Here is a 21,786-nt window from a genome sequence, read left to right on the forward strand (position 1 = left end):
TGGTTTTTTTATTACATCAAATTTTATATTTCGATTTGACTACCTAACTCCACCACACGGTTGGTTGGAATTTGGTAGAAGTCACTCACCGGACTGGTGTTACGCTGCATCGAGATAAACAGCTTTTCTCTCCACGGCGACATACCATCACCCACCGAGTGAACAATACGATCGCGAGAAATAAAGAAGCTGATATGCATTAAGTCATATTCAAGACCTAATTGTTCATAAGCTTTCATAAGTGCTTTTGGCACATTCATTTCATCTTTAAAGCCGTAGAAAATTTTAATACGGTAGAAATGTTCAGCTAAAGCTTCTGTCGTAATACGTTCTTCTGGTGCAACGAAAGGTACATCTTCAATCACCACAGTGACCAGAATATTACGCTGATGCAGTACTTTGTTGTGCTTGATGTTATGCAACATGGCATGCGGTACAACGTTTGGCGTACCTGTCATAAATACTGCATCACCCGGCACCCAGTGCACGCTATTACCAATACTTTTTACAAACAAGTCTAAAGACAACGTGTCATGTTCAAGTTTAGCAAAGGTAAGCTCACGACCGCGTTTCCATGTCATTAAGATAGTGACTGCAATACCACCAATGAGCAACGGCACCCAACCACCTGATAGCACTTTAAGTGAAGTTGCTGCGACTAAAACCGACTCTAAAATGAAGAATGGAATAATCAGTAACACCACTTTTGGCCAGCTCCATTTCCACGCCGAGTAGATAAAGATGGAAACCAAAATCGTGTCACAGAGCATGGTTAAGGTTACTGCTAAACCATAAGCACTTGCCAAGTTTGAGCTGGTTTTGAAAATCAGAATTAAGATAATAATTGCGATTAAAAGTAACCAGTTTAAGAACGGTACATAGATCTGACCTTCTTCGGACTCAGAGGTATGTTTAATACTTAAACGTGGTAAATAACCCAATTGAATCGCTTGGCGAGCAAGAGAAAACACCCCAGAAATTACAGCTTGAGAGGCAATCACTGTTGCCATAGTCGCCATAATAATCATTGGGTAAAGTGCCCACTGAGGAACCAGTAAATAGAACGGGTTTTCAATTGCCGCAGGGTCGCGTAGTAACAATGCGCCCTGTCCTGCATAGTTTAAAACTAGGCATGGCAACACCACAAAGAACCACGCAAGACGAATCGGAACTGGTCCAAAATGTCCCATGTCGGCATAAAGTGCTTCACCACCTGTCACGGTTAACACCACAGCACCCATCACAAAAAACGTCATGACTGGATGATGGTAGATAAACTGGATCGCCCAATGCGGACTAAACATGCCGAGTACAATCGGTGTTTGAATAACGCTGTGAAGGCCTAATGCGCCTAACGAGATAAACCACACAAGCGTAATTGGACCAAAGAACTTACCTACAAACGCAGTACCATGTTTTTGTACTAAAAACAGCGTGATGATAATGGCAATTGCAATTGGCATAATGAATGGGTCAAAAACATTGGTTGCAATAGACAACCCTTCGACCGCAGACAATACCGAAATTGCCGGGGTAATAATACCGTCACCAAAGAACAGTGATGCCCCAATAAAGCCAATGGCAATCATGTAGATTTTTTTGTTGTCGGCAATTTTTGCTTTACGCAAATTCAATGCGAGTAAGGCCATGATACCGCCTTCGCCATTGTTGTCTGCACGCATGACAATTGCGACATACTTAATGCTGATAATCAGCATTAAGCACCAAAAAATAATGGATAAAATTCCTAATACGTTTTCAGGCTGAATTCCCAAACCATGGGCAGCATGGAAGGACTCTTTCAAGGCATAGAGCGGACTCGTTCCGATGTCTCCAAAGACCACCCCAAGAGCTGCCAAAGCCGTGGCAGGCAAGGTCGCTTTTTTGGCCGTATTTTGCATTGTGTAATTAAACCAATAAGATTTTTAGCGCAATCTTATCACCTCTATTATTTTTTTTCTGTAATGCTCGTCTTAAATCTTGGCAGAACCTGATTTTTTAGTTACTATCGCACGCCTTGGTGAGGTGTCCGAGTGGCTTAAGGAGCACGCCTGGAAAGTGTGTATACGTTTGCGCGTATCGAGGGTTCGAATCCCTCTCTCACCGCCAGAATTCAAATTTAAAGAAGCTTAAACTTAATGGGTTTAGGCTTTTTTTATTGGCTCAAACATTAAAAATAGCCAAAAAAATATTGATAATTTTTATATCCATCACAACGCCTAAATTTAAGTAAATATTTAAATTCAATGCAGAATCTTATTTCTTTAGCTAAAAAAAGCCTGCTCGAGCATAGTCACTTAAACCTGCCTTTTGCGGTCTATTCAGCTTACCAAGAGCAAAAAATCACAAACGTTCCGATTTCTAAACCCTTACTCATAATTGTGTTAAGTGGATACAAAGAACTTGGAAAAACTGAAAATATTGAGTGTGATGCTGGTTCTTTTATTTTTTTAGCCAACAGCTCCAGCATTGATATGCGCAATATTCCAGATCAAGAAGAATATTTCGCTCTTCTTATCGAGTTTGATTTTGAAGATTTTAATGACTTGCCTCAAAATGCGGGTACTTCTCAAAACTATGTTCAAGGCCAGCTTAATTCTCTTTTAGAAAGTGCCCTACATCAGTTTATAGACTTCTCTTTAGTTGCCCCTCCTTCTGCATTTAAATTTAGAAAAAGGGAGCTTTTAGAGCTTATTTATTATTCGGGTTATACCGACATTGCTAAACTCAACATGAATAAAAGCTTGAGCGAAAAAGTTCAGGCTTTTATTTCTGATCATTTGTCTACAGAACTCACCGCTGAATTTATCGCTGCTCAACTTTTTATGAGTTCGTCGACCCTACGAAGAAAACTGAAAAGTGAAGGAAACAGCATTCAGGACATTCGTAATAGAGTACGACTAGGCTATGGACTGCATCTTATTCAAACCACCAATAGCAGCATTGGAAATATTGCTTTTGAATGTGGCTATCAATCTCAATCTCGATTTACTGACCAATTTAAAAATTTGTTTGGAATTACCCCACGTGAGCTACGCAAAACAAAAATGCTCACTTAAGGCGAATTTATGGCAAATCTGCGTATAAAAAATTTTTAGAAGAGAATTTAAGATCTTTTGCACACTTAAAAAGGTTCTTAAGCAAGCAAATGAAAAAAGTAGCAGTAATTTTATCGGGTTGTGGTTATTTAGATGGTTCTGAAATTAGAGAATCTGTTTTAACCCTATTAGCTTTAGATACAGCCAACATTGAATATCAAATTTTTGCACCTGATGAGCCTTTGTTTCATGTTATTGACCATGTGAGTGGTGAAATAAACATGACTGAGCGAAGAAATATTTTACAAGAAGCGGCAAGAATTGCCCGAGGTGAAATTTCACTACTGCATAAACTTGATAAAAATGAATTTGATGGTCTGATTTTGCCGGGTGGTTTTGGTGTCGCAAAAAACTTATCAACGTTTGCATTTAAAGGAGCAGAAGCGAGAGTACATGGTACGGTAGCTTCAATTTTAAAAGCGTTTCATCAAAGCAAGAAACCTATTGGGGCAATTTGTATTTCGCCTGCACTCTTGGCACTTACCTTTGGAGAGTTACACCCAACTATTACTTTAGGCTCTGACATTAACATAGCCAAGGAAATTGAAAAAACGGGTTCAATTCACCATGTTTGTCAAACCTCAAGTTGCGTGGTTGATAAACAAAACTTATTTGTTACCACCCCAGCCTATATGGATGATCAAGCCCATTTAAAGGATATTTATGCAGGGATTACAAGCTTGGTTGATGCCATGACAATTTTAGAAAATTAAGATGTTTGATGAGGGATAGAAATTGCTATCCCTTTATTTGATTGCGTTTTTTGTATAAATCTAATCAACGATAAGTAACTTCGCACCATTTAAGCTAAAAGACTGGTGTGGCTCTGAATTGTCTCCGACTTGATAACTCATGCCTGAGGTTAAAGTAAATGTTCGTCCGTCTTTCAATCTACTTTCTAGCTCACCTTCTAGGCAAAATAAAATGTGCCCTTTTTCACACCAATGGTCTGCCAAATAGTTTGCAGAGTACTCGACAAGTCTTACTCTAATTTTATTTCCTTCTTCACCAAAAAATTGAGTTTTCCAGTAAGCTTTTCCTGTTTCACCCTTATATTCAGTGACTTCTATTTCTTCCCAGTTTGTAATTTGAAATGGAAAAGGCGCGATATTCATAGTTTTTCCAGAAACGTATTATTGTATTTTCAACTTATAGACAAAATTGGTTTTTGCAAACGATTTAAAAATCTATTTCTTAAGGTTCACTGCCTAACTCAGAAAGAAGTCCGTTAGATTTCCCTCATCAGACTTAATCCAAATCGAACACTTCCAATGACTCTACATAAGGCAAAACAAGATATTCATGATGAGATAAATGTTGTTCTAGCTGGTGATGCGTTGTTTGATTGAATTGATAAAAGTTGCTCAACTCATTAAGCAATTGAGGTGTTTTATTTGCATCAAATTTTGGTGTTTTCATAAAGAATAATAAGCTTGCCCCTAAACCCACATACTCTATGCCATAGTTTTGATCTAAATGCTCAATCAAGCTAAAAGACTCAAAAGGGTTCAAATCACAACTAAAATATCCATTGAGGCAGGCTGCAAATTTCTGAGTTTCAGTTTGACTATTGACTAACTTTACTTGAATAACGGCATCTAAAATTTTGTCGGGTTCAGCATTAATCTGTAGCAGAGTTGCTTGATCTTCATCGCTATAGTTAAGTTTTTTCGGTAAGTTACTAAAGTCTATATAATTTTCTGGCTTTAATAATTGTTCAATATGATATTGAAGTTCTAAAGGTCGAGTATTTTCCCAACTTGCTGCACTGTCATCTTCAACGAATTCTGTAGTATCAAAATAAAGCCCATCTCCCATTGAAGCATGCATGGAGGTGTATTCACATTGCCCAATATCTTCTAAAAGTAATAATACTTTTTTAGGTAAATGCTTATGCTTAATTTCTGAATATAAGTTAACGACATCGTTCCATGAGTTTATTTCACTGATTGTTGCGTAGCATATTAAATCATGAGCATCGTCAGTTATAAGGGAGTTTTCTTTTTCTTTAATATCAAGAATAGTCATAAATTTTTAAATTTAATCTATATTTAGCAGACATTTATATCATAAATAAATTGTATATTTAACTTAAAATCTTCATGTAATTTTTTAAAAATCTTCTATATAAGAAGCCCAAACTCTCACGTTCAGGCCTCCTCTTAAAACTTACTCAGACAACGCTAATAACTTCTGAACATACTGAACCGCATTATCCGCTATGTCTTGTTGAGTCGGCACATCGTCATCCTCTGAAGGATTTGTGTCTATCCCATAGAATGCATGAAGCGGTTGATAGTCTGCCCCAACATATAAAGCTGTTAGCTTAAATGGAGTAAAAATTTGCTCTAAAGAAAGGTTATATCCACCATACTCTGAATAAACTTTTTCTTGCACACCCGCAGATAAAGCCAACATAAACTTTTTATTTTTAAGCTTATCGCCTGTTGAACCATACCCCCACCCATAAGTCACAACTTCATCAATCCATTGTTTCAATAGCGGCGGACAGTTAAACCAATACACTGGAAATTGAAATACTAAATTTTCATGTTCTTCGACTAGTGCTTGTTCTTTGGCAACATCAATCACCCCATCTGGGTAGGCTTGATAAATTTGGTGAACCGTAAATTGGTCTGGGTGTTTTTCTAGTTCTTCTACCCATCTTTTATTTACAACAGATTGGTCTATGTGAGGATGGGTAACAATGACTAATGTCTTTTTCATTATGAAAACACTCTTATCGGAAAGTTGATAAATCGATTATAGAAGTGTGCTTTCCTAAATATAAGTACGGTAATTTATGTTATATACTATACTAAAAGATAGTGTAGATTTTAAAAATGACTGAGTGCATTCCTTCATATACACCATTAGAAGATACGGGTTTTGGCTATACCCTTTCTTTGATTAATGGCAAATATAAAATGATTATTATGTATTGGCTGTATGAAAAAAATGTCATGCGTTTTAATGAGATGCAACGCTGTATTGGCAACATTTCATTTAGAACACTCAGTAATACACTTAAAGAATTGGAAAGAGATGGGCTGATTACTCGCAAGGAATATCCTCAAATTCCGCCAAAGGTTGAGTATCGACTTTCAGAAAAAGGGCAATCTTTAATTCCTTTGTTAGATATGATGTGCCAATGGGGCGAGCAGAATAAGCCGTCTTAGTTTTATAGACTTGAAGTGATACTAATTATGAGAAATGAATTAAGAGAAATTTTTATTAAGGGATGCGACGATAAAATTGAAAAGAAAGGAGACAATGTCGGTCTATCTTTTTATGCTTTTTTTAAAAATAAGAATGATAACCCTGAGCTACTCATGGAAGCAGCGCATTGGTGGATTATGGAGCATAAGCTAGATCACTTTGAGAAGGCGGTTAAAATTAAACAGTTGGTTTTAAGTGAGCAGTAAAAGTTAGAGTGAAAGACTATTCTGAAAAGGATAGTCTTTAATTTTCATACTAGAGATAAAGTGAGAAAGGATAAAAATGTTTATAAATGCTTTATCTAGTTTTCTTGAAAAATTAGCGTCAAAAGAAGAATTGGATGAATGGTACTTATCTACTTTCATTGATGAAAATGTTTATTCGCTATTACCAGCAGAAGCTTTTGAATTTTCTTCACATGTTATAAAGCTTATTAAAAATGACGCTCAGCCAGACTATACCTATGAATTACTAATAATTTTATTAGCACTCCAACATCAGTCTGGCACAACTCAGGTGCCTGAAATTCTAAAAAATAGTCCTAATTTTTTTTATGAAATTATTAAAAAGAATCCTGAAATATATATTCTAAATTTAGCTCATGAGTTAGCTCAAAATTATCGAATCATGAGTTCCCCTCCTTAAAATAATCAAACAACTCCTCTTACGCCAAACAAAACTATCTCGATTTAAGCCATCCACCAATTTCTTTTAATACATCAACTAGCTTTTCTAATTTTCGGCCTTCCTCAGTTAAAGAATATTCAACCTTAACAGGAACTTGTGCATAGACTTCTCTTAGAATAAAACCTTCTTCTTCTAAAAAACGTAGCTCTAAAGTCAGCATTCTTTGTGAAATATTCGGGATTGCTCTGCGTAACTCATTAAAACGCATGGTTCTTTCCAATAAAAAAGAAATAATGAGCATGCGCCAACGACCACCTAAAACAGTCATGGCTTCTTCGACTGTACAGCCTGAAATGTTATCTTTCATAGATGATTACTAAGTATAATAAATATACCTACATAACAAAAAAATGCCTAATTTACAACCTATACCTAATTATAAATAATGCTTCTATCTAACCCATCACGGATATTTACTGTGGAATATAAAGAAATTTCAAAGAAAACCATCGGGCATTTATATTCAGCTCATTCATCTATTAGATCTTCAGATTTAGACCCAAAACTAATTGCTTTAGCCGAGTTGTATGTATCTCAAATCAATGGTTGTGCGTATTGCTGTGCTTTTCATTCCAAAGAGTTACGAGATTTTGGTATAGCTCAAGAAGTTATCGACCAAATACCAGGTTATAAACATTCAAAAGCTTTCACTGAAAAACAAAAAATCGTTTTAGAGTTTGCGTCCGCAATTACCTATTTAAATGACCCAAAACAAATTGAAGCGAGTCGAGAAAGTTTGGCTCAGCATTTTAGTGAAAAAGAGATTGTAGATTTGACAGCGAGTATTTCTTTAATGGGAGCATTAAACAGACTTCGAATTACTTTAGGCGATTAAGCCCCATGAAATATATGCTTGAGCACTCAACTTTTTAAGTTTAAAAAAGGCCTAAAGCCAGGCCTTTTCCTCTCAAACCCTTTTCAAAAAATACTCAAGCTATGAGAAATGAATTAAGAGAAATGTTTATTAAGGGATGCGACGATAAAATTGAGAAGAAAGGAGACAATGTCGGTCTATCTTTTTATGCTTTTTTTTAAAATAAGAATGATAACCCTGAGTTACTGGTGGAAGCAGCGCATTGGTGGATTATGGAGCATAAGCTAGATCACTTTGAGAAAGCGGTTAAAATTAAACAGTTGGTTTTAAGTGAGCAGTAAAAGTTAAAGCTAGTTTAAAAAGGCTTAAATTTAAATAACTTAAGCCTTTTTATTATTTCAAAAAAATTTACTTAACATATGACCAAACATCAGGATCTGTATATTCTTCATCGATATGATAGCCCTCAGCCTTGGCTTTTCTCTCTTCCTTTTCCCGATATTTTTGATTTTCACTTAATCTCTTTTTAAATGCTTGCTCGAATTCGGTAGGTGTCATTTTATCAGAGTCAGGAATTGAGTCTCTTTCATTGTAACGAACACTCTGAAAGCTAAATCTAAGCATATATTGCTCTTCATTCCGCTCATTTTTAGCTGTTCTTTTTAAACTTATATCTAAAATAACTCCACTAGCATATAGACGATATCCTAATGATTTTGTAGGAATATTATTTATTATATTTTTCCATTCTTCAAAACTAAAAATATAGCTTGGATCAATAACATCACGACTTTTCGATAGATGCTTAATATTATCTTCTTTAGCGATACGCGGAGCATCTGTAAAGAAATAGTTTTTCCAGCCAGCCTGATTAATACGTTTCATTAAAGCTGCATAGCTTTGATAAGCTTGCTCTGGAGTCGCAAATTCTTCTTTTGTGAGACCCGCATCGATATCTAAAACTTGAATCCCTTCATTTTTGTCATATTGAGTTCCTAATACTGAAAAAACATGTTCAATTAATAAACTGTTAGGCCCATTCTCTATGGTTAATTTTCCTAAGTTAGGAGGAGAAAATTGAAGTTCTCTAAAGCTAACACCAGCTGGGTGATTATCGACATTTCCATCACTATACTTTGAAAAATCTTGAATACCTTGTTCACCCATATGCAAAGTGTAGGTCTGCTGATTCATAGTCAAATTCTCATTATGTTCTGATGTTGGCTGACAAGCGGAAAGTAATAATCCAAAAAAAAAGATTAGGAAATATTGTTTAAATTTTGCCATCATTACTATCTTTCCCTACTTTAAACTCTGCTTTGCTATCTCCCCATCCTGAAATAACTCCTAATTCTTTTTCTAAGAAGTCTCTTCCTTTATCACTTTGCATTAATCGATGGTACTTAGAAGCTGCAACTTTAATCCATTTCATACGACTATCATAAACTTCAACCTGAGTACCCTCTAATGGTTCGCTATAAACCGTTTCAGGTAGTTGGGATAGAACACCTGCATGACGTCCTTTATACTGTCCTTGTTTATTGGGTTTAACTGCATCGACTCCATAATCACTAGTTAAAACTAGAGTACTATCTGGTAGACCTGTAATACGTTGCAAAGAAGCCTGTTTTTGGACTTTCCATTCCTTCCATACAAGCTCTTGTAAAATATTATATTGTTCCTGAACAGCAATCGCCATTAGATGGTCAAAAAGATTTTTAGAAGCCGTTTTAAAATTATCGTTTCGAGTCTTCCCTGCTCGCTTAAAAGTATTTTCAATATCAGGTAAATACCCAAAGCCTTCTTCTATCTGATCAGTCCATCCTAATTGTTTAATAGCTGATAAGGCGTTGGACCAAGGCAAATTTTCAACTTCTTTTTTAATATGTTTAAAACCAGATACATTTCTGGCTTTCATACAACTTTTAAAAGAGGCTGATGAAGCACTCCATGCATAATGCCATGGTGCAATATCCATAAATAACCATAAATTGCCCTTAGCAAAAGAATGTACAGGATCTCGAATCATAGAACTAATAACAGGGGCTGTTAAAACGCCGCCTACAGCACCAGAAATTACAGGTGCCCACTTATATCCCCATGCGGTCAACCCATGTTTAAAAATAGCAGCTACGGTTTTAGACGCAAATGCCCCAAGCCCCATCCAATAGTAACGACCTATAAATAATTTAGTTCCTGAAATTTCTTGTTCTAAATAAATTCGGGCATAGACAGAAGCAATACGCCTTGCTCTAGCCTCATAACCAGGTTCAAGTTTGTAATGATTCGCACTTTTAAGATTAGAAACTCTTTTTATAGCTTCTTGTTGATAAATTTCCCAAAAAGTTAAACAATCACATTTAACGGTTTTACAGCTATTTTCCGTAGTATTGGTATTACTGTCCCAATCAAGACTTCCACTCATTTAGCATCACCATCATTATCAGCAGAATCAGCCTCGAAACTTATCCAATTTAAATCCAACTTCAAACTTTCTTGCTTAGAAGAATGAATACGCTTAGACCTCCCTTTGTCATCTGCTTGAGAGATATACTCGTGCTCATCGGTAGAAATTTTATAGTCTACTTTTTTCATAGGCTCGCCAGAGGGTAATAGCATTTGAAACTTCTCGTTATAAGCCTCATAAGCAGGTAATCCTTGAATATTTACTCCGACTTCAGCCCCACCTTTAAATAGATGTTGCCCAGCTTTTACTTCAAACTTTGCTGGAGTAATTAATGTAATACCATTTTTATTAATAATAATCTGAGAACCGCCAGCCATATACAAAACCTTATCTGGTAAAATTTTATTTGTCTTCCTAAAATAGATTCCATGAAGATTAACTTAAAACACTTAATATTATGACCTTTATTCTTGCTATTCAACTTGAGGATAGTATTGTGATTGCAGCAGATACTCGCAGTACTATACCGCATCAGAATAATGGCTCATATTTATATCAAGATGGTATTCAAAAGCTTTTCCCATGGGAAAACGGTATTATTACAGGAACTGGTGAATTAAACCTTATCCAAAATGTTATATATTCTTTCAATAAAGTTAATAAAAATAGTATTGATGAACTGCCAAAATTATTGAAAGCATCCAAACTAAGACGGGAACAAGAAATCACACACTCACAGTTAGAAATCACAAAATTACTATATTCAACTTATAGTAAAAATGGGGCACAACTTTATTCGATTCAACCTAATAAACTAGAAGAATATGAAGTAATTAGATGCGAGAAAAATGAAATTTTACTATGGACATTTAATCCTAATATTCACCCTATCATTAATGCATTAACAGAACTATATACCAGCTTAAAACCATTAAATGTATTTAATAATATCACTGACTGTATCTACTACTATTTAGACCAAATATCTCCTATCTTTCATAAACAGGCACAATATGATTCTATGATGAGTAAAGAATTTAACTTCTTTTTTCAAACCAAAGATGAATATTTTTTTGGAGAATATTCAAATAATTACTCTCATACATAGAGTAATAAAATAAATAATTTTTAAAAGCAGACCCAACTCCCGTCGGGCCTTCACCCCATCAAACCCTTTTTAAAAAATACTCAAGCAAAGCATCTCTTTCCCTTTCTTCATCTGAACTTAACAGCCCAAGAATTGTGCCATCAATCATAAATACAAATATCTCCGCCTCTGAATAGGAAACTGTTTTTTTGGTTTCCATGAGCAAGCAGAAAATTTCATTTTTAAGCCATCGCCTATATCTGAGTGCGGTTTGGTAGGCATTTGGATAAAGCTTTTTAATTTCAAAAATCGCCTTAAACAACAGGTAATACGCACTTTTTAAGTCAGCATGTAAAAGGTAAATTTGCCTGAGTTGATCAGACAAATCTGCATTTTGGTAAAACTCACTCACCACACTCACTTTTTCTTGTAACTGCTCTTTTTGCGTGAGCAAACACCTTTCAATCAATCTTTCTTTAGAATGAAAGTAGTTGTAAAACGTGCCTTTATTTATTTGAGATTCGGCAATAATTTGGTCTACCCCGACCTTATTAAAGCCATACTGTTTAAATAAATCTGTTGCTGTATCAATCACGTGTAATGCTCTACGTGAAGCGTCTAAATTTTTCATGTATACCGCTTAAAATAATTTTTTGTTGTAAATAAATGAGATAGAAATGCCGTCACTCTTAAATTGAGCGCTAAATACAGGCGTGCAAAAGCCGCACAAAAATGGTGTACTCGCCTATCTCAGGTTTTATTGTTGCTATGATTTTTCAGTCGTAATGACCTATGGCTTAAAACCTAAAGTCGGTTAAACCGTTTTAAAGACCAGTTGGGTATAGAGGTAAAGACTTTGGCAAAGGTTGCCAATGAGAGAGATGAAATAGTACGCATGAGCGAACTCCTATATGCATAAAATTTCTGCCAATCTCTGCTAAAAGATGGTGGCAGAACGAAAAGGGGTTAGCAGACTGGGCATATAGAACCAGCACACCCGAAGGTGTCCCCCTTCCGCCCTGCCATAACGTCAGGGGAACGGTGGTTTTAACACACAGATCTTTCCCTCAGAAGGAATAAATCTGATGTGCTATATGCATCGGTCTGCTAAAACCGACTGGCAATGTGGCCAGCAGGCAAAGGATAATCCGCGTGTTTTGGAGTGTCAATGTGATATTGGCTATTCATTTATAAAGATTATTTTTATTTTTCATTGGCCTAGTGATTTAAGAATATATTTTCTTAAAGTTTAGTTTGTCTGCTTATTTCATTATTAATTTACCGTTCATTTTCAAACCTGTTTAAATGAACAGATTGATCGCGCTATAAATAAAAGCTACAGTAAATAAAGTTTGAATTTTATAACTTTAGATAAATTAATAACGGATGCAGGCAAAGACATGGAAACCATACATGATTTTTATCGCCGCTTTTCTTTAACCAGAGATAGCGATTACTCGGTTCCATCCACTTCGTTTGGACATTTCAACGTGTTCCAACGCGATGCCTGCTCGTTTCTGACACCTTATAGCCGCCGCGATTATTATAAAATTTCACTGGTTTTAGGCACAGGCGAACTACACTACGCTAACCGCTGGATACGAGTCGACCGCCCTGCTTTACTGTTTTCAAACCCAATGGTTCCTTATGCTTGGGAAATTAATTCGCCCGAACAAGCAGGCTGGTTTTGTCTATTTACCGAAGAGTTTGTAAACCAAGAATCGCGACAAAGCTTTTTAAAAGACTCACCGCTGTTTAAAGTCGACGGCGACCCGCTATATTTTTTAAACGACCAACAAGTTGAAGAAATTTCATTTATTTTCAAAAAGATGATGAATGAAATAAATTCAGACTATATTCATAAATACAACGTTTTAAGAAACTATTTGCACCTGATTGTGCATGAAGCCATGAAAATGCAACCGACCCAACAGTTTGAAAAACATAGTAATGCTGCGGTTCGGATTTGCCATTTGTTCTTTGAGTTATTAGAGCGTCAATTCCCCATCGACTCGCCACATTTTCAGCTTAAACTCAAAACTGCAAATGACTATGCCTATGGCCTGTCTGTGCATGTGAACCATTTAAACCGAGCTGTAAAAGAAGCCACAGGCAAAACCACGTCTGAGCATATTAGCTCGCGCATTACGCAAGAAGCCAAAGCGCTGCTACAACACACCAGTTGGAATATTTCCGAAATTGCCTATAGCTTAGGCTTTGAATATTCAGCGTATTTCACCAACTTCTTTAAGAAAAATACTGGCTTTTCGCCTAAAAAATTCCGCGAAGATTGTGTGGCCTAAAAACAGATTGTTTGAATTTTATAATTATTGGTTTGAATGTTATACGTCAGTTTGAGCCAAAGCATTTTATAGTTTTTCTACTCAAGTGATTTTGCAAAAAGAGTGTGAAAAATGAAATATAGAACTTTAGGACAAACAGGCGAAAAAGTATCAGCACTTGGTTTAGGTTGCATGGGAATGAGCTTTGCCTATGGTGCCTCAGACGACACACAAAGCATTGCCACTCTAGAAAAAGCATTAGACCTCGGCATTAACTTTTGGGATACCGCCGACATGTACGGCAACGGCGCAAACGAAGTTTTGCTCTCAAAAGTTTTAGAAAAAAACCGCGACAAAGTGTTCTTGGCGACCAAATTTGGCTTCCGTTATAAAGAAGACAACCTTAACCCACAAAACTCTTTAGAGTCTTATATCGACGGTTCTCCAGAGTGGATTAAAGTTGCGGTTGAAAACAGCTTAAAACGCTTAAATACAGACGTAATTGATTTGTATTATGCGCACCGCATTGACCCAAATATTCCAGTTGAAGACACCATTGGTGCAATGGCTGACTTGGTGCAACAAGGTAAAGTTCGTTACCTAGGACTTAGTGAAGCATCGGCTGAAACCATTCGTAAAGCGCATGCGATTCACCCGATTGCAGCGGTTCAGCATGAATACTCACTACTTACTCGTGAGTTTGAGCAAACCCATTTACAGACCATTCGCGAGTTAGGCATTAGCCTTGTGCCGTATTCACCGCTTTCACGTGGTTTAATCACCAATACGCTTGATGTAGGCAGCCTAGACGAAAACGATTTTCGTCGTCAGTTACCACGTTATCAAGGCGATAACTGGAAAAATAACCAAAGCTTAGCGCAGGCATTTAGCGACTTTGCCCAAAGCAAAAATGCGACAGCGGCTCAACTGGCTTTGGCTTGGATTTTGGCGCAAGGTGACGACATTATTCCAATTCCGGGTACGCGTAAAATCGAACGTCTTGTGGAAAATGCGGGTGCTGTAGACATTCATTTAACAGCGGCAGATTTGGCAGAAATTCAAGCGATTATCGCGAGATACCCAAACATGGGCGCGCGCTATAACGCTCAGCAACTTGCTGCGGTCAACCACTAATATATAAGCCATAAAAAAAAAGTCCGACTCAGTGTCGGACTTTTTTAGTTTAGTCTTTGCTATATGTGCCTTGTTGGCGTCCACCGTCCCAGATCGCATCTAAAGATTTATCTGAAATCGTTAGGCTTTCAGGGAAAATACTTAAACCCTTTTTAAATTTAGCTTCTGGCTTTAAACCAATACAGTCACCGTTTTTCCACCATGAGCCTTCGGCATATTGGTCTAACGCACCCACAGCAAGCATCCATTTAAACTTGCCGTCTGGTTGAAGTAAAAGTTCCGAACCGACTTCCATCACGCCATGTAAATAGTAGTGCCCACTCCACGCCTCATCGGCTTTTTGAAATTTCACCTCTTTACATGTTGTATTTGCCACATCTGCATAAACCTGAGCAGACAAAATAACCGTCGAAAGAAGTAGTAAACGTGCAAATATATTTTTCATTATTTAGTTCCTAAAAAATTAATCTTATGATTTTTCGCTACTCATATTTTTGAATTTATTCCAGTTTGTACATGCAGCTATCCCATATATGAATAGAGCAAACCAGCTATACCAATACATAATAGAATGATAAAGGTTATATTTTCTGTCTCAGACTTATTTTTACGCTTTTTACCGTATAGCCCAACAATTACTGCAATTATAATTACTAAGAGACTGACGAGCATTACAATGCCCATCATAATTCCATGGCCAATATTTGCCGAACTTAACATTCAAGTTTCCTTTTAAATCTTAAAAAATAAAACTAAGGAATTTATTATTTTCCAGACTCAACTTTTAAATAAGTGCCGTCTGCATAAACGTTATGTCCAAAGCCACAGCCCGAGTTACCCTCGTTTTGTTTAACTTGAATGTAATTGCCTAATTTCGCATTGTTTTTAAAATCGAGCTGAATGCGGCAGTCTTCGTCTTTATAAATGGTTTGTTTGGCATTGGTCGGCATTTTGGTATCGAACTGACCCATGTTCGGGCCATAAATTAAGCTTCTAAGTCCCATATAAACACCCGAATAGCCAATTGCATACTGGCCCTGCTTACGACTTACCGTAATGTGATCCCACTCGCCAAAACCTGAGTAACGCACATACTCACCAGACAGATCATTTGACGCTTTAGGGGCTGGTAACTGCTGAAGATTAAACAGGCTCGACTTTGATTTTTCATCGAGCATAAACCATGCTCTCGCCCACAGTGGCTGACCCAATTTAGCGTAGGCTAAGCCCACGTTATTGTTGGCAACTTCAATATCACGGTCGGTAAATTTAACTGTGGTTTCATCTTCATTGGCTTTACAAAAGGCAGTCCAAGAGGCTTGGCTTTGGAAGTTTCCGAGCGCTTTTTTATATTGTTTTTGGTCGTAGTTTTTCTTACCTAAGCTCGCGTATTGCTTCACTTTATTACAGCCTTGTTGTAATTCTTGTTCAAAAGAAAGCTCTGCATGTGTGACCGCCAAAGCCGAAAGTGTAAGAACCGCACAACCTGAAATAATAGATTTAATCATTTTTTAAAATTCTTTAATAATTAACTAATTATATAATATGAGTAAATTTTATAAATCACAATTATTTGAAACAAAAGTCCCTTACAATGCTTTTAGTCTTAAATAAAAATTTATTAAATCAATTCAATATAAATCGTTGAAAATACCAAGCGATAATTGGTTATTTTTGTTGAATATTCATCCAAAAAATATTGTAGACTTCATGCGTAAAACTTAGGAAGAATTATAAGAGTGAATAATCTTGTTATTGGAACCCTATTTGCACTTTGTGCAGCAGCTTTAAATGCATCTATTGGCGTCATTAGTAAATTACTCATGCATAGCGGTTTAAACCCACAAGATATTGCCTTTTTAAAAACCATTATTGCCTTTTTCTTTTTAAGTGTTTTTTTATTTAAAGTGCCTGTGAGCCAAAAGATTGCCTATATGAGTAGCACTCCAAGCAAGCTCAGTGTTTTTACTCAAATTGCCATCTGTGCCTTTTTAGGGATTTTCTCGCTATTCTTTTTTGAAACCATTGCCTATAACCACGGTGCTGCCGCCAATGTCGTGGTGATACTCATGGCTTCGGCTGCTATTTCTGCCCTATTTTTTGGTCGATTCATTTTAAAAGAAAGCATCTATATTCACTCTCTTATTGGAACATTATTAGCAGTTGCTGGTATTAGTATCATTTCGTGGAAAGGTGAAAATAGCCTTTTAATGCTGATCAATGCCTCAATTGCTGGCACGGGTTATGGCCTATTTTCAGTTTTAGTTAAAAAGTTCAAATTAAACGGCGGGCTGTTTCTAACTAAGTATTTATTGCTCTTTGGCAGCGTTTATCTTGCCGTTCCGTTTTTAATAAACTTGCATAGTATTCATTTTAATACTGACATTCTTTTAGGTTTGATTGGTTTAGCTGTTCTACCGACCATACTCGGCTTTTTCTGCACCACCAAAGCGTTGTCTTATATGAGTGCCGCAAAGGTACAAGTGACCGAACTTTCCGAACCTATTTTTGCAGCGCTTATGGCATGGGTTTTCATTCATGAACAGCCGACTTTATCATTTTTATATGGAGCAATTTTCATTATTTCAGGCATCTTTTTAATGAATAAAGCGCCGAAATCAAACTAGCCAATTTCATCAATTTCGTTGGCGTGGTGACAAGCCACTTGCACCACACTGGCAAAGTTAATCGCCATTTGTGAAGGGGCATGTTTTTTATAGGCAAGCCCTAAACCCACCGTAGGTACAGGTGCTTTTAAAGAGCGATACGCGACACCTCGTATTTGCAATTGTTTAGTCGACTCAGGTACCAAAGACACCCCTAAATTTGCTGACACCAACGATAAAATCGACACAATTTGCGGGGCATTTTGTCCAATTTTCGGTTCAAAACCACGCTCATGACAGGCTTGTTTAATTGCATCAAAAAGCCCTGCGCTAATGGATGGTGGCGAGACAATAAAATCAAGCTCTCGCAGTGTAGTTAAATCAATTTCTTGCGTTGAATCATCTAAACTCAAAGACTCGGAAGGCAAAGCCGCAATGAGTGGTTCTGCTAATAATTCTTGAAGAATGAGACTATCTGGAATGTTACGGGGTGAGCGAATAATTGCCACATCTAAACGCTCTTCAAGCAATAGGTCGATGAGCAACAAGGTATTAGCTTCTTCAAGCTTTAAATCTACTTTCGGATATTGCTGCTGAAAATAGCGAACGCATTTAGGAATGAGAGGATTCAGCATTGAAGTGCCTGTAAACCCTAATCGTAGTTGACCCACTTCACCATTTGCCACTTGTTTAACAAGGTTTGCTGCATCTTCTACACGCTGCTGTACAGGCTGAATTGCATTTAAAAAGGCAAGCCCTGCTTCGGTCAGCTCCACTCCATGTGGTGAACGAATAAATAAATCTGCGCCTAATTCTTCTTCTAAGTCGCGGATTTGCATACTTAAAGGCGGCTGGCTCATGTTTAAACGCTGCGCAGCTCTGGTAAAATTTTTTTCTTCTGCTACTGCTAAAAAGTAGCGTATATGTCTGAGTTCCATCGCTATATATAAAACATATCATGACCTATTATTAAATATATTAGAAAAATACCTTCTAAATTGCTAATTTTAATTCATCGAATTTTCTCGATGCAGCATGCCCTCAAGCACTGTTCTTTCTGTCATGGTCATGATATGAGCTCTTCATCTACACCCAGCACTTTAAACACAGAAGCGACTTCTCTGCTTTCCCGCGAGTGGATTCACAAAGGAACCAAAGCTTATAAACACGCAGGTTTCGCCTTATTCCTCGTAGGTTTTGCCAGTTTCTCACTGATTTATTGTGTACAGCCACTGTTACCTGCATTTAGCCAAAGCTTCCAGATTAGCCCTGCAAGTAGTTCTTTGGCACTGTCATTAACGACAGCCTTTTTAGCAATTTCGATTGTGTTATCGAGTGCCTTTTCACAAGCGATTGGCCGTCGCGGTGTAATCTTTACGTCCATGCTGTGTGCCGCAATTTTAAATATCGTCTCAATGTTTACACCGAACTGGCATAGTTTGCTGATGGCACGTGCGTTAGAAGGTTTGCTGCTCGGTGGTGTACCCGCAGTGACAATGGCTTGGATTGCCGAAGAAATTGCACCTGAACACTTGGGTAAAACCATGGGGTTGTATATTGCAGGGACAGCCTTTGGCGGCATGATGGGCCGTGTCGGCATGGGCATTTTGATTGAATATTTTTCATGGCGCACCGCTTTAGGTTTGCTGGGCGCAATCTGTTTTATTTGCTCAATTGCCTTTTTAAGCTTACTCCCTGCTTCACGTAATTTTGTACAGAAAAAAGGGCTGAATTTAGGCTTTCACATGCAAATGTGGCGTGCTCATTTAAGCAATACTAAATTATTACGCCTGTTTGCCATTGGTTTCTTGCTCACCAGTGTGTTTGTGACCTTATTTAACTACGCGACTTTCCGTTTAAGCGGCGCGCCTTATTCACTGAGCCAAACACAAATTAGCCTTATTTTCTTGTCGTATAGCTTTGGTATGGTGTCTTCATCGTTGGCAGGTAGCTTAGCCGATCGCTTTGGTAAAAAAACCATGATGATGAGTGGCTTCGCGCTCATGATTGTGGGTAGCCTCATGACTCTACTCAGCTCGCTTTTTGGCATTATTATTGGGATTGCCTTTATTACCACCGGCTTCTTTATTACTCACTCACTCACCAGTAGTTCAGTCGGCGCTGAAAGCAAACAAGCCAAAGCCCATGCGAGTTCTCTGTATTTACTTTTTTACTATATGGGTTCAAGTATTGTCGGTTCGGCAGGTGGTTGGTTCTGGTTACACGGTGGCTGGAGTGCGATTGTCACTTTGGCGGTTGTATTGTCAGTATTGGGAATATTTTTAGTGGTTTATACCGCACACGCAAAAGCACATTAATGAGTAATTTAAAGGAAAAACACATGTCGAGTTTATTTGTTTATGGCACTTTAGGTTCCGGACGTCCTAATGCCCATATACTTGAAAATATTGGCGGACAATGGTCGGAAGGCTGGGTAAACGGAACCCTACATCATGAAGGTTGGGGAGCAGATTTAGGCTATCCGGGAATTGTACTCGATGATAGTGCTAACCAAGTGCAAGGCTTTGTTTTTAGCTCAGAACATTTAGATGCTAACTGGAAATTACTGGATGACTTTGAAGGCGAAGAGTACGAAAGAGTACCTGTTCGCGTCACTTTAAATAGTGGTGAACATGTTGATTCTTTTATTTATATGTTGAAGCCTTAAGCCATTTTTAAAGCTCAAACGCATAAGCGCTTAAAAATTGATAGAAAAAATTCAAATGCTCATTTTTTGGCTTGTATTTTTTTTAAGAAACTGTAAAATTCACTCCACATTGCCGGCATAGCTCAGTTGGTAGAGCAACTGACTTGTAATCAGTAGGTCCACAGTTCGAATCCGTGTGCCGGCACCATCATTAAACCTCATGAATATTTGATTTATGAGGTTTTTTGTTGTCTGTAGGTTTTATATTCTGGCTTGTGAATCTATTATCCTCAGTGTGAAATAAATTCTTTAATAAGAAATGAAAAAAAGCCCAACATCCTGTTGGGCTTTTTTCGTATTTCGTTACTAGGTATACATCCTGTAATACCTCACGTCCTGATGCCTAAACTTATTATTGTTGTTTTACGTTTTGGAACTTCCTGTTCCTGATGAGTTCATCATAGGTAATTCATGAAGTCATAGAAAGACGTCAATTTCCTGAATGGACGTAGGAAAAAGCGTACGGGCTTGTCAGACTACCTCTACCCTTCTTTCTTCTTCTCTATCATTTTTTCAAAGTGTCTAAGATTTGGGTTCAACGTATCCCAAGCATAAGCTTGGCTCACAAATACCTCAGCTCTAGGCTCATAAAGACTTGGGTCATCAAGCGTACCTGCACGTATTGAAATCATTTCAGGGGCAATTTCAGGTAAGCCAAAAAGCTGAGAACCACATGTCGGGCAAAATGCTCTTTTAATGGAACGGCCAGAAGAACCTACGGTCTCAAAATATTTAAGCTCGCCATTCACTTTCAATTCAGATTGGTGAAAAAAAGCGATTGGTGCATATGCTGAACCTGTGGCTTTTTGGCAATCACGGCAATGGCAATTAAAACTATAACGTGGCGCTGCTTCACTTTGATAGCTCACAGCTCCACATAAACACGATCCTTGATATTTGGCTGACATGGCTCATCCTATTTTTTTATTGCTGTTATTTGAATATAACGGACATACCCACTTTCGTAGAATTGTTGGCATAACTTTGCAGTCATTTGAATTTTAAAATTTGCCAATCCTCGGCTTTGATTTTGTCCTTGTTGTTTTTGAATATACTCTGAAAAACCTAATAATACTTGTTCAGATAAATCTTCAATTTGAATATCTGTAAAACCTTGCTGTTCCAAGCTCGTTCTTAGAGTTTGTTCAGTTGGTACAGCATTCCAAGTCACGTCGGCTGCTTTAAGTAAATAACGATACTTTTGTTCTTGCAGCATTGTCATGTTTTGACATGATTCAGCTCGCATTAAGTAGTGAAAACCTAATCGACCTTTTAAATTTAAAACTGGAGTGACCGAATCTAGAAATGAATTTAAAGAACTGTGGTAAGCCGCATCAATGCACATCACCACATCGAAAGCTTGTTTGAATTTAAATTGTTTTAAATTTAAAAATGAACCGCAAAAAATCTGACTTATTTCAGGAATAAGGTTTTGAATTTTATTCACACATGGAGCTTGTAGCTCAACGGCACTCATACTTTTGGGCTGATAGTGTTGTGACCAGTGCAATAAACTTGCACCCTGTCCGCAGCCTAAATCGAGTAAATAATCTTTTGAATTTAAATTGACAGCTTGTGCCAAATGGTCGGCCAATTGGCGACAAGCTTCAGGATAGTTTTGGGTATTTTTCCAAAAACCCAAATTTGTCCAAGCAAGCTCTCCATCATCTCCCAAGCTTGATGCATCAATGGCATATTTATGGGGAATGAGTCGAGAAAGAGCTGCTCGAACTTTTGTTTTCACA

The 21,786-nt window shown here is 37.4% G+C and carries 27 protein-coding genes, 2 tRNA genes and 1 pseudogene; 15 read left to right on the forward strand and 15 right to left on the reverse strand.

What is annotated here, in order from left to right; translation table 11 throughout:
- Positions 1-23: 23 nt before the first annotated feature.
- Complete coding sequence (locus tag ACLCEG_RS10750) at positions 24-1,901, reverse strand: potassium transporter Kup (RefSeq protein ID WP_004705082.1); 1,878 nt, start codon at positions 1,899-1,901, stop codon at positions 24-26.
- 118 nt (positions 1,902-2,019) lie between these two features.
- On the opposite strand from ACLCEG_RS10750, the gene ACLCEG_RS10755 reads away from it, so the two are divergent.
- The 3 genes from ACLCEG_RS10755 to elbB all read left to right on the forward strand — a co-directional run bounded on the left by ACLCEG_RS10755 (position 2,020) and on the right by elbB (position 3,811).
- Positions 2,020-2,109, forward strand: a tRNA-Ser gene (locus ACLCEG_RS10755).
- A gap of 137 nt (positions 2,110-2,246) precedes the next feature.
- On the forward strand, positions 2,247-3,059 hold the full coding sequence (locus ACLCEG_RS10760) for a helix-turn-helix transcriptional regulator (protein WP_410567467.1): 813 nt from the start codon (positions 2,247-2,249) through the stop codon (positions 3,057-3,059).
- An 89-nt stretch (positions 3,060-3,148) separates the two neighbouring features.
- Positions 3,149-3,811, forward strand: a complete 663-nt coding sequence (elbB, locus tag ACLCEG_RS10765) for an isoprenoid biosynthesis glyoxalase ElbB (protein ID WP_410567469.1) — start codon at positions 3,149-3,151, stop codon at positions 3,809-3,811.
- A 60-nt stretch (positions 3,812-3,871) separates the two neighbouring features.
- Here elbB and ACLCEG_RS10770 read toward each other — a convergent pair whose 3' ends face one another.
- The 3 genes from ACLCEG_RS10770 to ACLCEG_RS10780 form a co-directional block, all read right to left on the reverse strand.
- Positions 3,872-4,213: a DHCW motif cupin fold protein gene (locus ACLCEG_RS10770; RefSeq protein ID WP_077165761.1), complete on the reverse strand. Its 342-nt coding sequence runs from the start codon at positions 4,211-4,213 to the stop codon at positions 3,872-3,874.
- A 133-nt stretch (positions 4,214-4,346) separates the two neighbouring features.
- Positions 4,347-5,126 carry a hypothetical protein gene (locus tag ACLCEG_RS10775; RefSeq protein WP_410567471.1) on the reverse strand — a complete coding sequence of 260 codons (780 nt, stop codon included), beginning with the start codon at positions 5,124-5,126 and terminating at the stop codon, positions 4,347-4,349.
- A gap of 141 nt (positions 5,127-5,267) precedes the next feature.
- The gene (locus tag ACLCEG_RS10780; RefSeq protein ID WP_004705070.1) at positions 5,268-5,825 is read right to left on the reverse strand and encodes an NAD(P)H-dependent oxidoreductase; all 558 of its coding nucleotides are present in this window, start codon (positions 5,823-5,825) and stop codon (positions 5,268-5,270) included.
- 116 nt (positions 5,826-5,941) lie between these two features.
- Between ACLCEG_RS10780 and ACLCEG_RS10785 the strand changes: the two genes are divergently transcribed.
- From ACLCEG_RS10785 to ACLCEG_RS10795, 3 genes are all read left to right on the forward strand, one after another.
- On the forward strand, positions 5,942-6,277 hold the full coding sequence (locus ACLCEG_RS10785) for a winged helix-turn-helix transcriptional regulator (protein ID WP_005300806.1): 336 nt from the start codon (positions 5,942-5,944) through the stop codon (positions 6,275-6,277).
- 27 nt (positions 6,278-6,304) lie between these two features.
- Complete coding sequence (locus ACLCEG_RS10790) at positions 6,305-6,523, forward strand: DUF6500 family protein (protein WP_005066974.1); 219 nt, start codon at positions 6,305-6,307, stop codon at positions 6,521-6,523.
- A gap of 76 nt (positions 6,524-6,599) precedes the next feature.
- Positions 6,600-6,962: a hypothetical protein gene (locus tag ACLCEG_RS10795; RefSeq protein WP_410567474.1), complete on the forward strand. Its 363-nt coding sequence runs from the start codon at positions 6,600-6,602 to the stop codon at positions 6,960-6,962.
- A gap of 34 nt (positions 6,963-6,996) precedes the next feature.
- Here the strand turns inward: ACLCEG_RS10795 and ACLCEG_RS10800 are convergent, their stop codons facing one another.
- Entirely contained in the window at positions 6,997-7,311 is a 315-nt protein-coding gene (locus tag ACLCEG_RS10800) for a winged helix-turn-helix transcriptional regulator (protein WP_000654309.1), read from the reverse strand.
- Positions 7,312-7,422: 111 nt separating this feature from the next.
- Between ACLCEG_RS10800 and ACLCEG_RS10805 the strand changes: the two genes are divergently transcribed.
- Complete coding sequence (locus ACLCEG_RS10805; RefSeq protein WP_216984432.1) at positions 7,423-7,839, forward strand: carboxymuconolactone decarboxylase family protein; 417 nt, start codon at positions 7,423-7,425, stop codon at positions 7,837-7,839.
- Positions 7,840-7,940: 101 nt separating this feature from the next.
- Positions 7,941-8,159, forward strand: a pseudogene (locus ACLCEG_RS10810) (DUF6500 family protein).
- A 67-nt stretch (positions 8,160-8,226) separates the two neighbouring features.
- On the opposite strand, the gene ACLCEG_RS10815 reads toward ACLCEG_RS10810, so the two are convergent.
- Genes ACLCEG_RS10815 through ACLCEG_RS10825 form a run of 3 tightly spaced genes read right to left on the reverse strand, consistent with a single transcriptional unit; the run spans position 8,227 to position 10,602 of the window.
- A complete protein-coding gene (locus ACLCEG_RS10815; RefSeq protein WP_410567476.1) occupies positions 8,227-9,108 on the reverse strand; it encodes a hypothetical protein in 882 nt (293 codons plus the stop codon).
- The gene (locus ACLCEG_RS10820) at positions 9,092-10,243 is read right to left on the reverse strand and encodes a DUF2515 family protein (RefSeq protein ID WP_087605998.1); all 1,152 of its coding nucleotides are present in this window, start codon (positions 10,241-10,243) and stop codon (positions 9,092-9,094) included. The genes ACLCEG_RS10815 and ACLCEG_RS10820 overlap by 17 nt, the downstream gene beginning before the upstream one ends.
- Positions 10,240-10,602: a hypothetical protein gene (locus tag ACLCEG_RS10825; protein WP_410567478.1), complete on the reverse strand. Its 363-nt coding sequence runs from the start codon at positions 10,600-10,602 to the stop codon at positions 10,240-10,242. Before ACLCEG_RS10825 ends, ACLCEG_RS10820 begins: the two co-directional genes overlap by 4 nt.
- Positions 10,603-10,682: 80 nt before the next feature.
- Here ACLCEG_RS10825 and ACLCEG_RS10830 point away from each other — a divergent pair, with 80 nt between their 5' ends.
- Complete coding sequence (locus ACLCEG_RS10830) at positions 10,683-11,333, forward strand: hypothetical protein (protein WP_087606000.1); 651 nt, start codon at positions 10,683-10,685, stop codon at positions 11,331-11,333.
- A gap of 58 nt (positions 11,334-11,391) precedes the next feature.
- Here the strand turns inward: ACLCEG_RS10830 and ACLCEG_RS10835 are convergent, their stop codons facing one another.
- Positions 11,392-11,943 (reverse strand): TetR/AcrR family transcriptional regulator, encoded by a 552-nt coding sequence (locus ACLCEG_RS10835; RefSeq protein WP_410567480.1) that lies wholly within the window; start codon positions 11,941-11,943, stop codon positions 11,392-11,394.
- Between the two features lie 769 nt (positions 11,944-12,712).
- On the opposite strand from ACLCEG_RS10835, the gene ACLCEG_RS10840 reads away from it, so the two are divergent.
- Together ACLCEG_RS10840 and ACLCEG_RS10845 are read left to right on the forward strand one after the other, a co-directional pair.
- Positions 12,713-13,615: a helix-turn-helix domain-containing protein gene (locus ACLCEG_RS10840; RefSeq protein ID WP_000447715.1), complete on the forward strand. Its 903-nt coding sequence runs from the start codon at positions 12,713-12,715 to the stop codon at positions 13,613-13,615.
- 111 nt (positions 13,616-13,726) lie between these two features.
- Positions 13,727-14,728 carry an aldo/keto reductase gene (locus tag ACLCEG_RS10845; RefSeq protein WP_410567482.1) on the forward strand — a complete coding sequence of 334 codons (1,002 nt, stop codon included), beginning with the start codon at positions 13,727-13,729 and terminating at the stop codon, positions 14,726-14,728.
- 49 nt (positions 14,729-14,777) lie between these two features.
- On the opposite strand, the gene ACLCEG_RS10850 is transcribed toward ACLCEG_RS10845, so the two are convergent.
- The 3 genes from ACLCEG_RS10850 to ACLCEG_RS10860 all read right to left on the reverse strand — a co-directional run bounded on the left by ACLCEG_RS10850 (position 14,778) and on the right by ACLCEG_RS10860 (position 16,236).
- Positions 14,778-15,173 (reverse strand): hypothetical protein, encoded by a 396-nt coding sequence (locus tag ACLCEG_RS10850; protein WP_151789094.1) that lies wholly within the window; start codon positions 15,171-15,173, stop codon positions 14,778-14,780.
- Between the two features lie 77 nt (positions 15,174-15,250).
- Entirely contained in the window at positions 15,251-15,448 is a 198-nt protein-coding gene (locus ACLCEG_RS10855; RefSeq protein ID WP_019458475.1) for a hypothetical protein, read from the reverse strand.
- Between the two features lie 44 nt (positions 15,449-15,492).
- Positions 15,493-16,236 (reverse strand): hypothetical protein, encoded by a 744-nt coding sequence (locus ACLCEG_RS10860; protein ID WP_410567485.1) that lies wholly within the window; start codon positions 16,234-16,236, stop codon positions 15,493-15,495.
- A 231-nt stretch (positions 16,237-16,467) separates the two neighbouring features.
- On the opposite strand from ACLCEG_RS10860, the gene ACLCEG_RS10865 reads away from it, so the two are divergent.
- Positions 16,468-17,355 (forward strand): DMT family transporter, encoded by an 888-nt coding sequence (locus ACLCEG_RS10865; RefSeq protein ID WP_410567487.1) that lies wholly within the window; start codon positions 16,468-16,470, stop codon positions 17,353-17,355.
- On the opposite strand, the gene ACLCEG_RS10870 is transcribed toward ACLCEG_RS10865, so the two are convergent.
- Positions 17,352-18,272, reverse strand: a complete 921-nt coding sequence (locus ACLCEG_RS10870; RefSeq protein WP_410567489.1) for a LysR family transcriptional regulator — start codon at positions 18,270-18,272, stop codon at positions 17,352-17,354. The genes ACLCEG_RS10865 and ACLCEG_RS10870 overlap by 4 nt on opposite strands.
- 135 nt (positions 18,273-18,407) lie before the next feature.
- Between ACLCEG_RS10870 and ACLCEG_RS10875 the strand changes: the two genes are divergently transcribed.
- The 3 genes from ACLCEG_RS10875 to ACLCEG_RS10885 all read left to right on the forward strand — a co-directional run bounded on the left by ACLCEG_RS10875 (position 18,408) and on the right by ACLCEG_RS10885 (position 20,189).
- Entirely contained in the window at positions 18,408-19,652 is a 1,245-nt protein-coding gene (locus ACLCEG_RS10875) for an MFS transporter (protein ID WP_198071948.1), read from the forward strand.
- 23 nt (positions 19,653-19,675) lie between these two features.
- A complete protein-coding gene (locus ACLCEG_RS10880; protein ID WP_410567491.1) occupies positions 19,676-20,002 on the forward strand; it encodes a gamma-glutamylcyclotransferase family protein in 327 nt (108 codons plus the stop codon).
- Positions 20,003-20,113: 111 nt separating this feature from the next.
- Positions 20,114-20,189: transfer RNA gene (locus ACLCEG_RS10885), tRNA-Thr, on the forward strand.
- A 334-nt stretch (positions 20,190-20,523) separates the two neighbouring features.
- Here the strand turns inward: ACLCEG_RS10885 and ACLCEG_RS10890 are convergent.
- Positions 20,524-20,949: a GFA family protein gene (locus ACLCEG_RS10890; RefSeq protein ID WP_004705043.1), complete on the reverse strand. Its 426-nt coding sequence runs from the start codon at positions 20,947-20,949 to the stop codon at positions 20,524-20,526.
- Positions 20,950-20,957: 8 nt separating this feature from the next.
- Positions 20,958-21,785, reverse strand: a complete 828-nt coding sequence (locus ACLCEG_RS10895) for an SAM-dependent methyltransferase (protein ID WP_410567493.1) — start codon at positions 21,783-21,785, stop codon at positions 20,958-20,960.
- Position 21,786: the final 1 nt, after the last annotated feature.

The organism is Acinetobacter sp. H1(2024) (genome assembly GCF_046557555.1).
Taxonomy (GTDB): Bacteria; Pseudomonadota; Gammaproteobacteria; order Pseudomonadales; family Moraxellaceae; genus Acinetobacter; species Acinetobacter seifertii.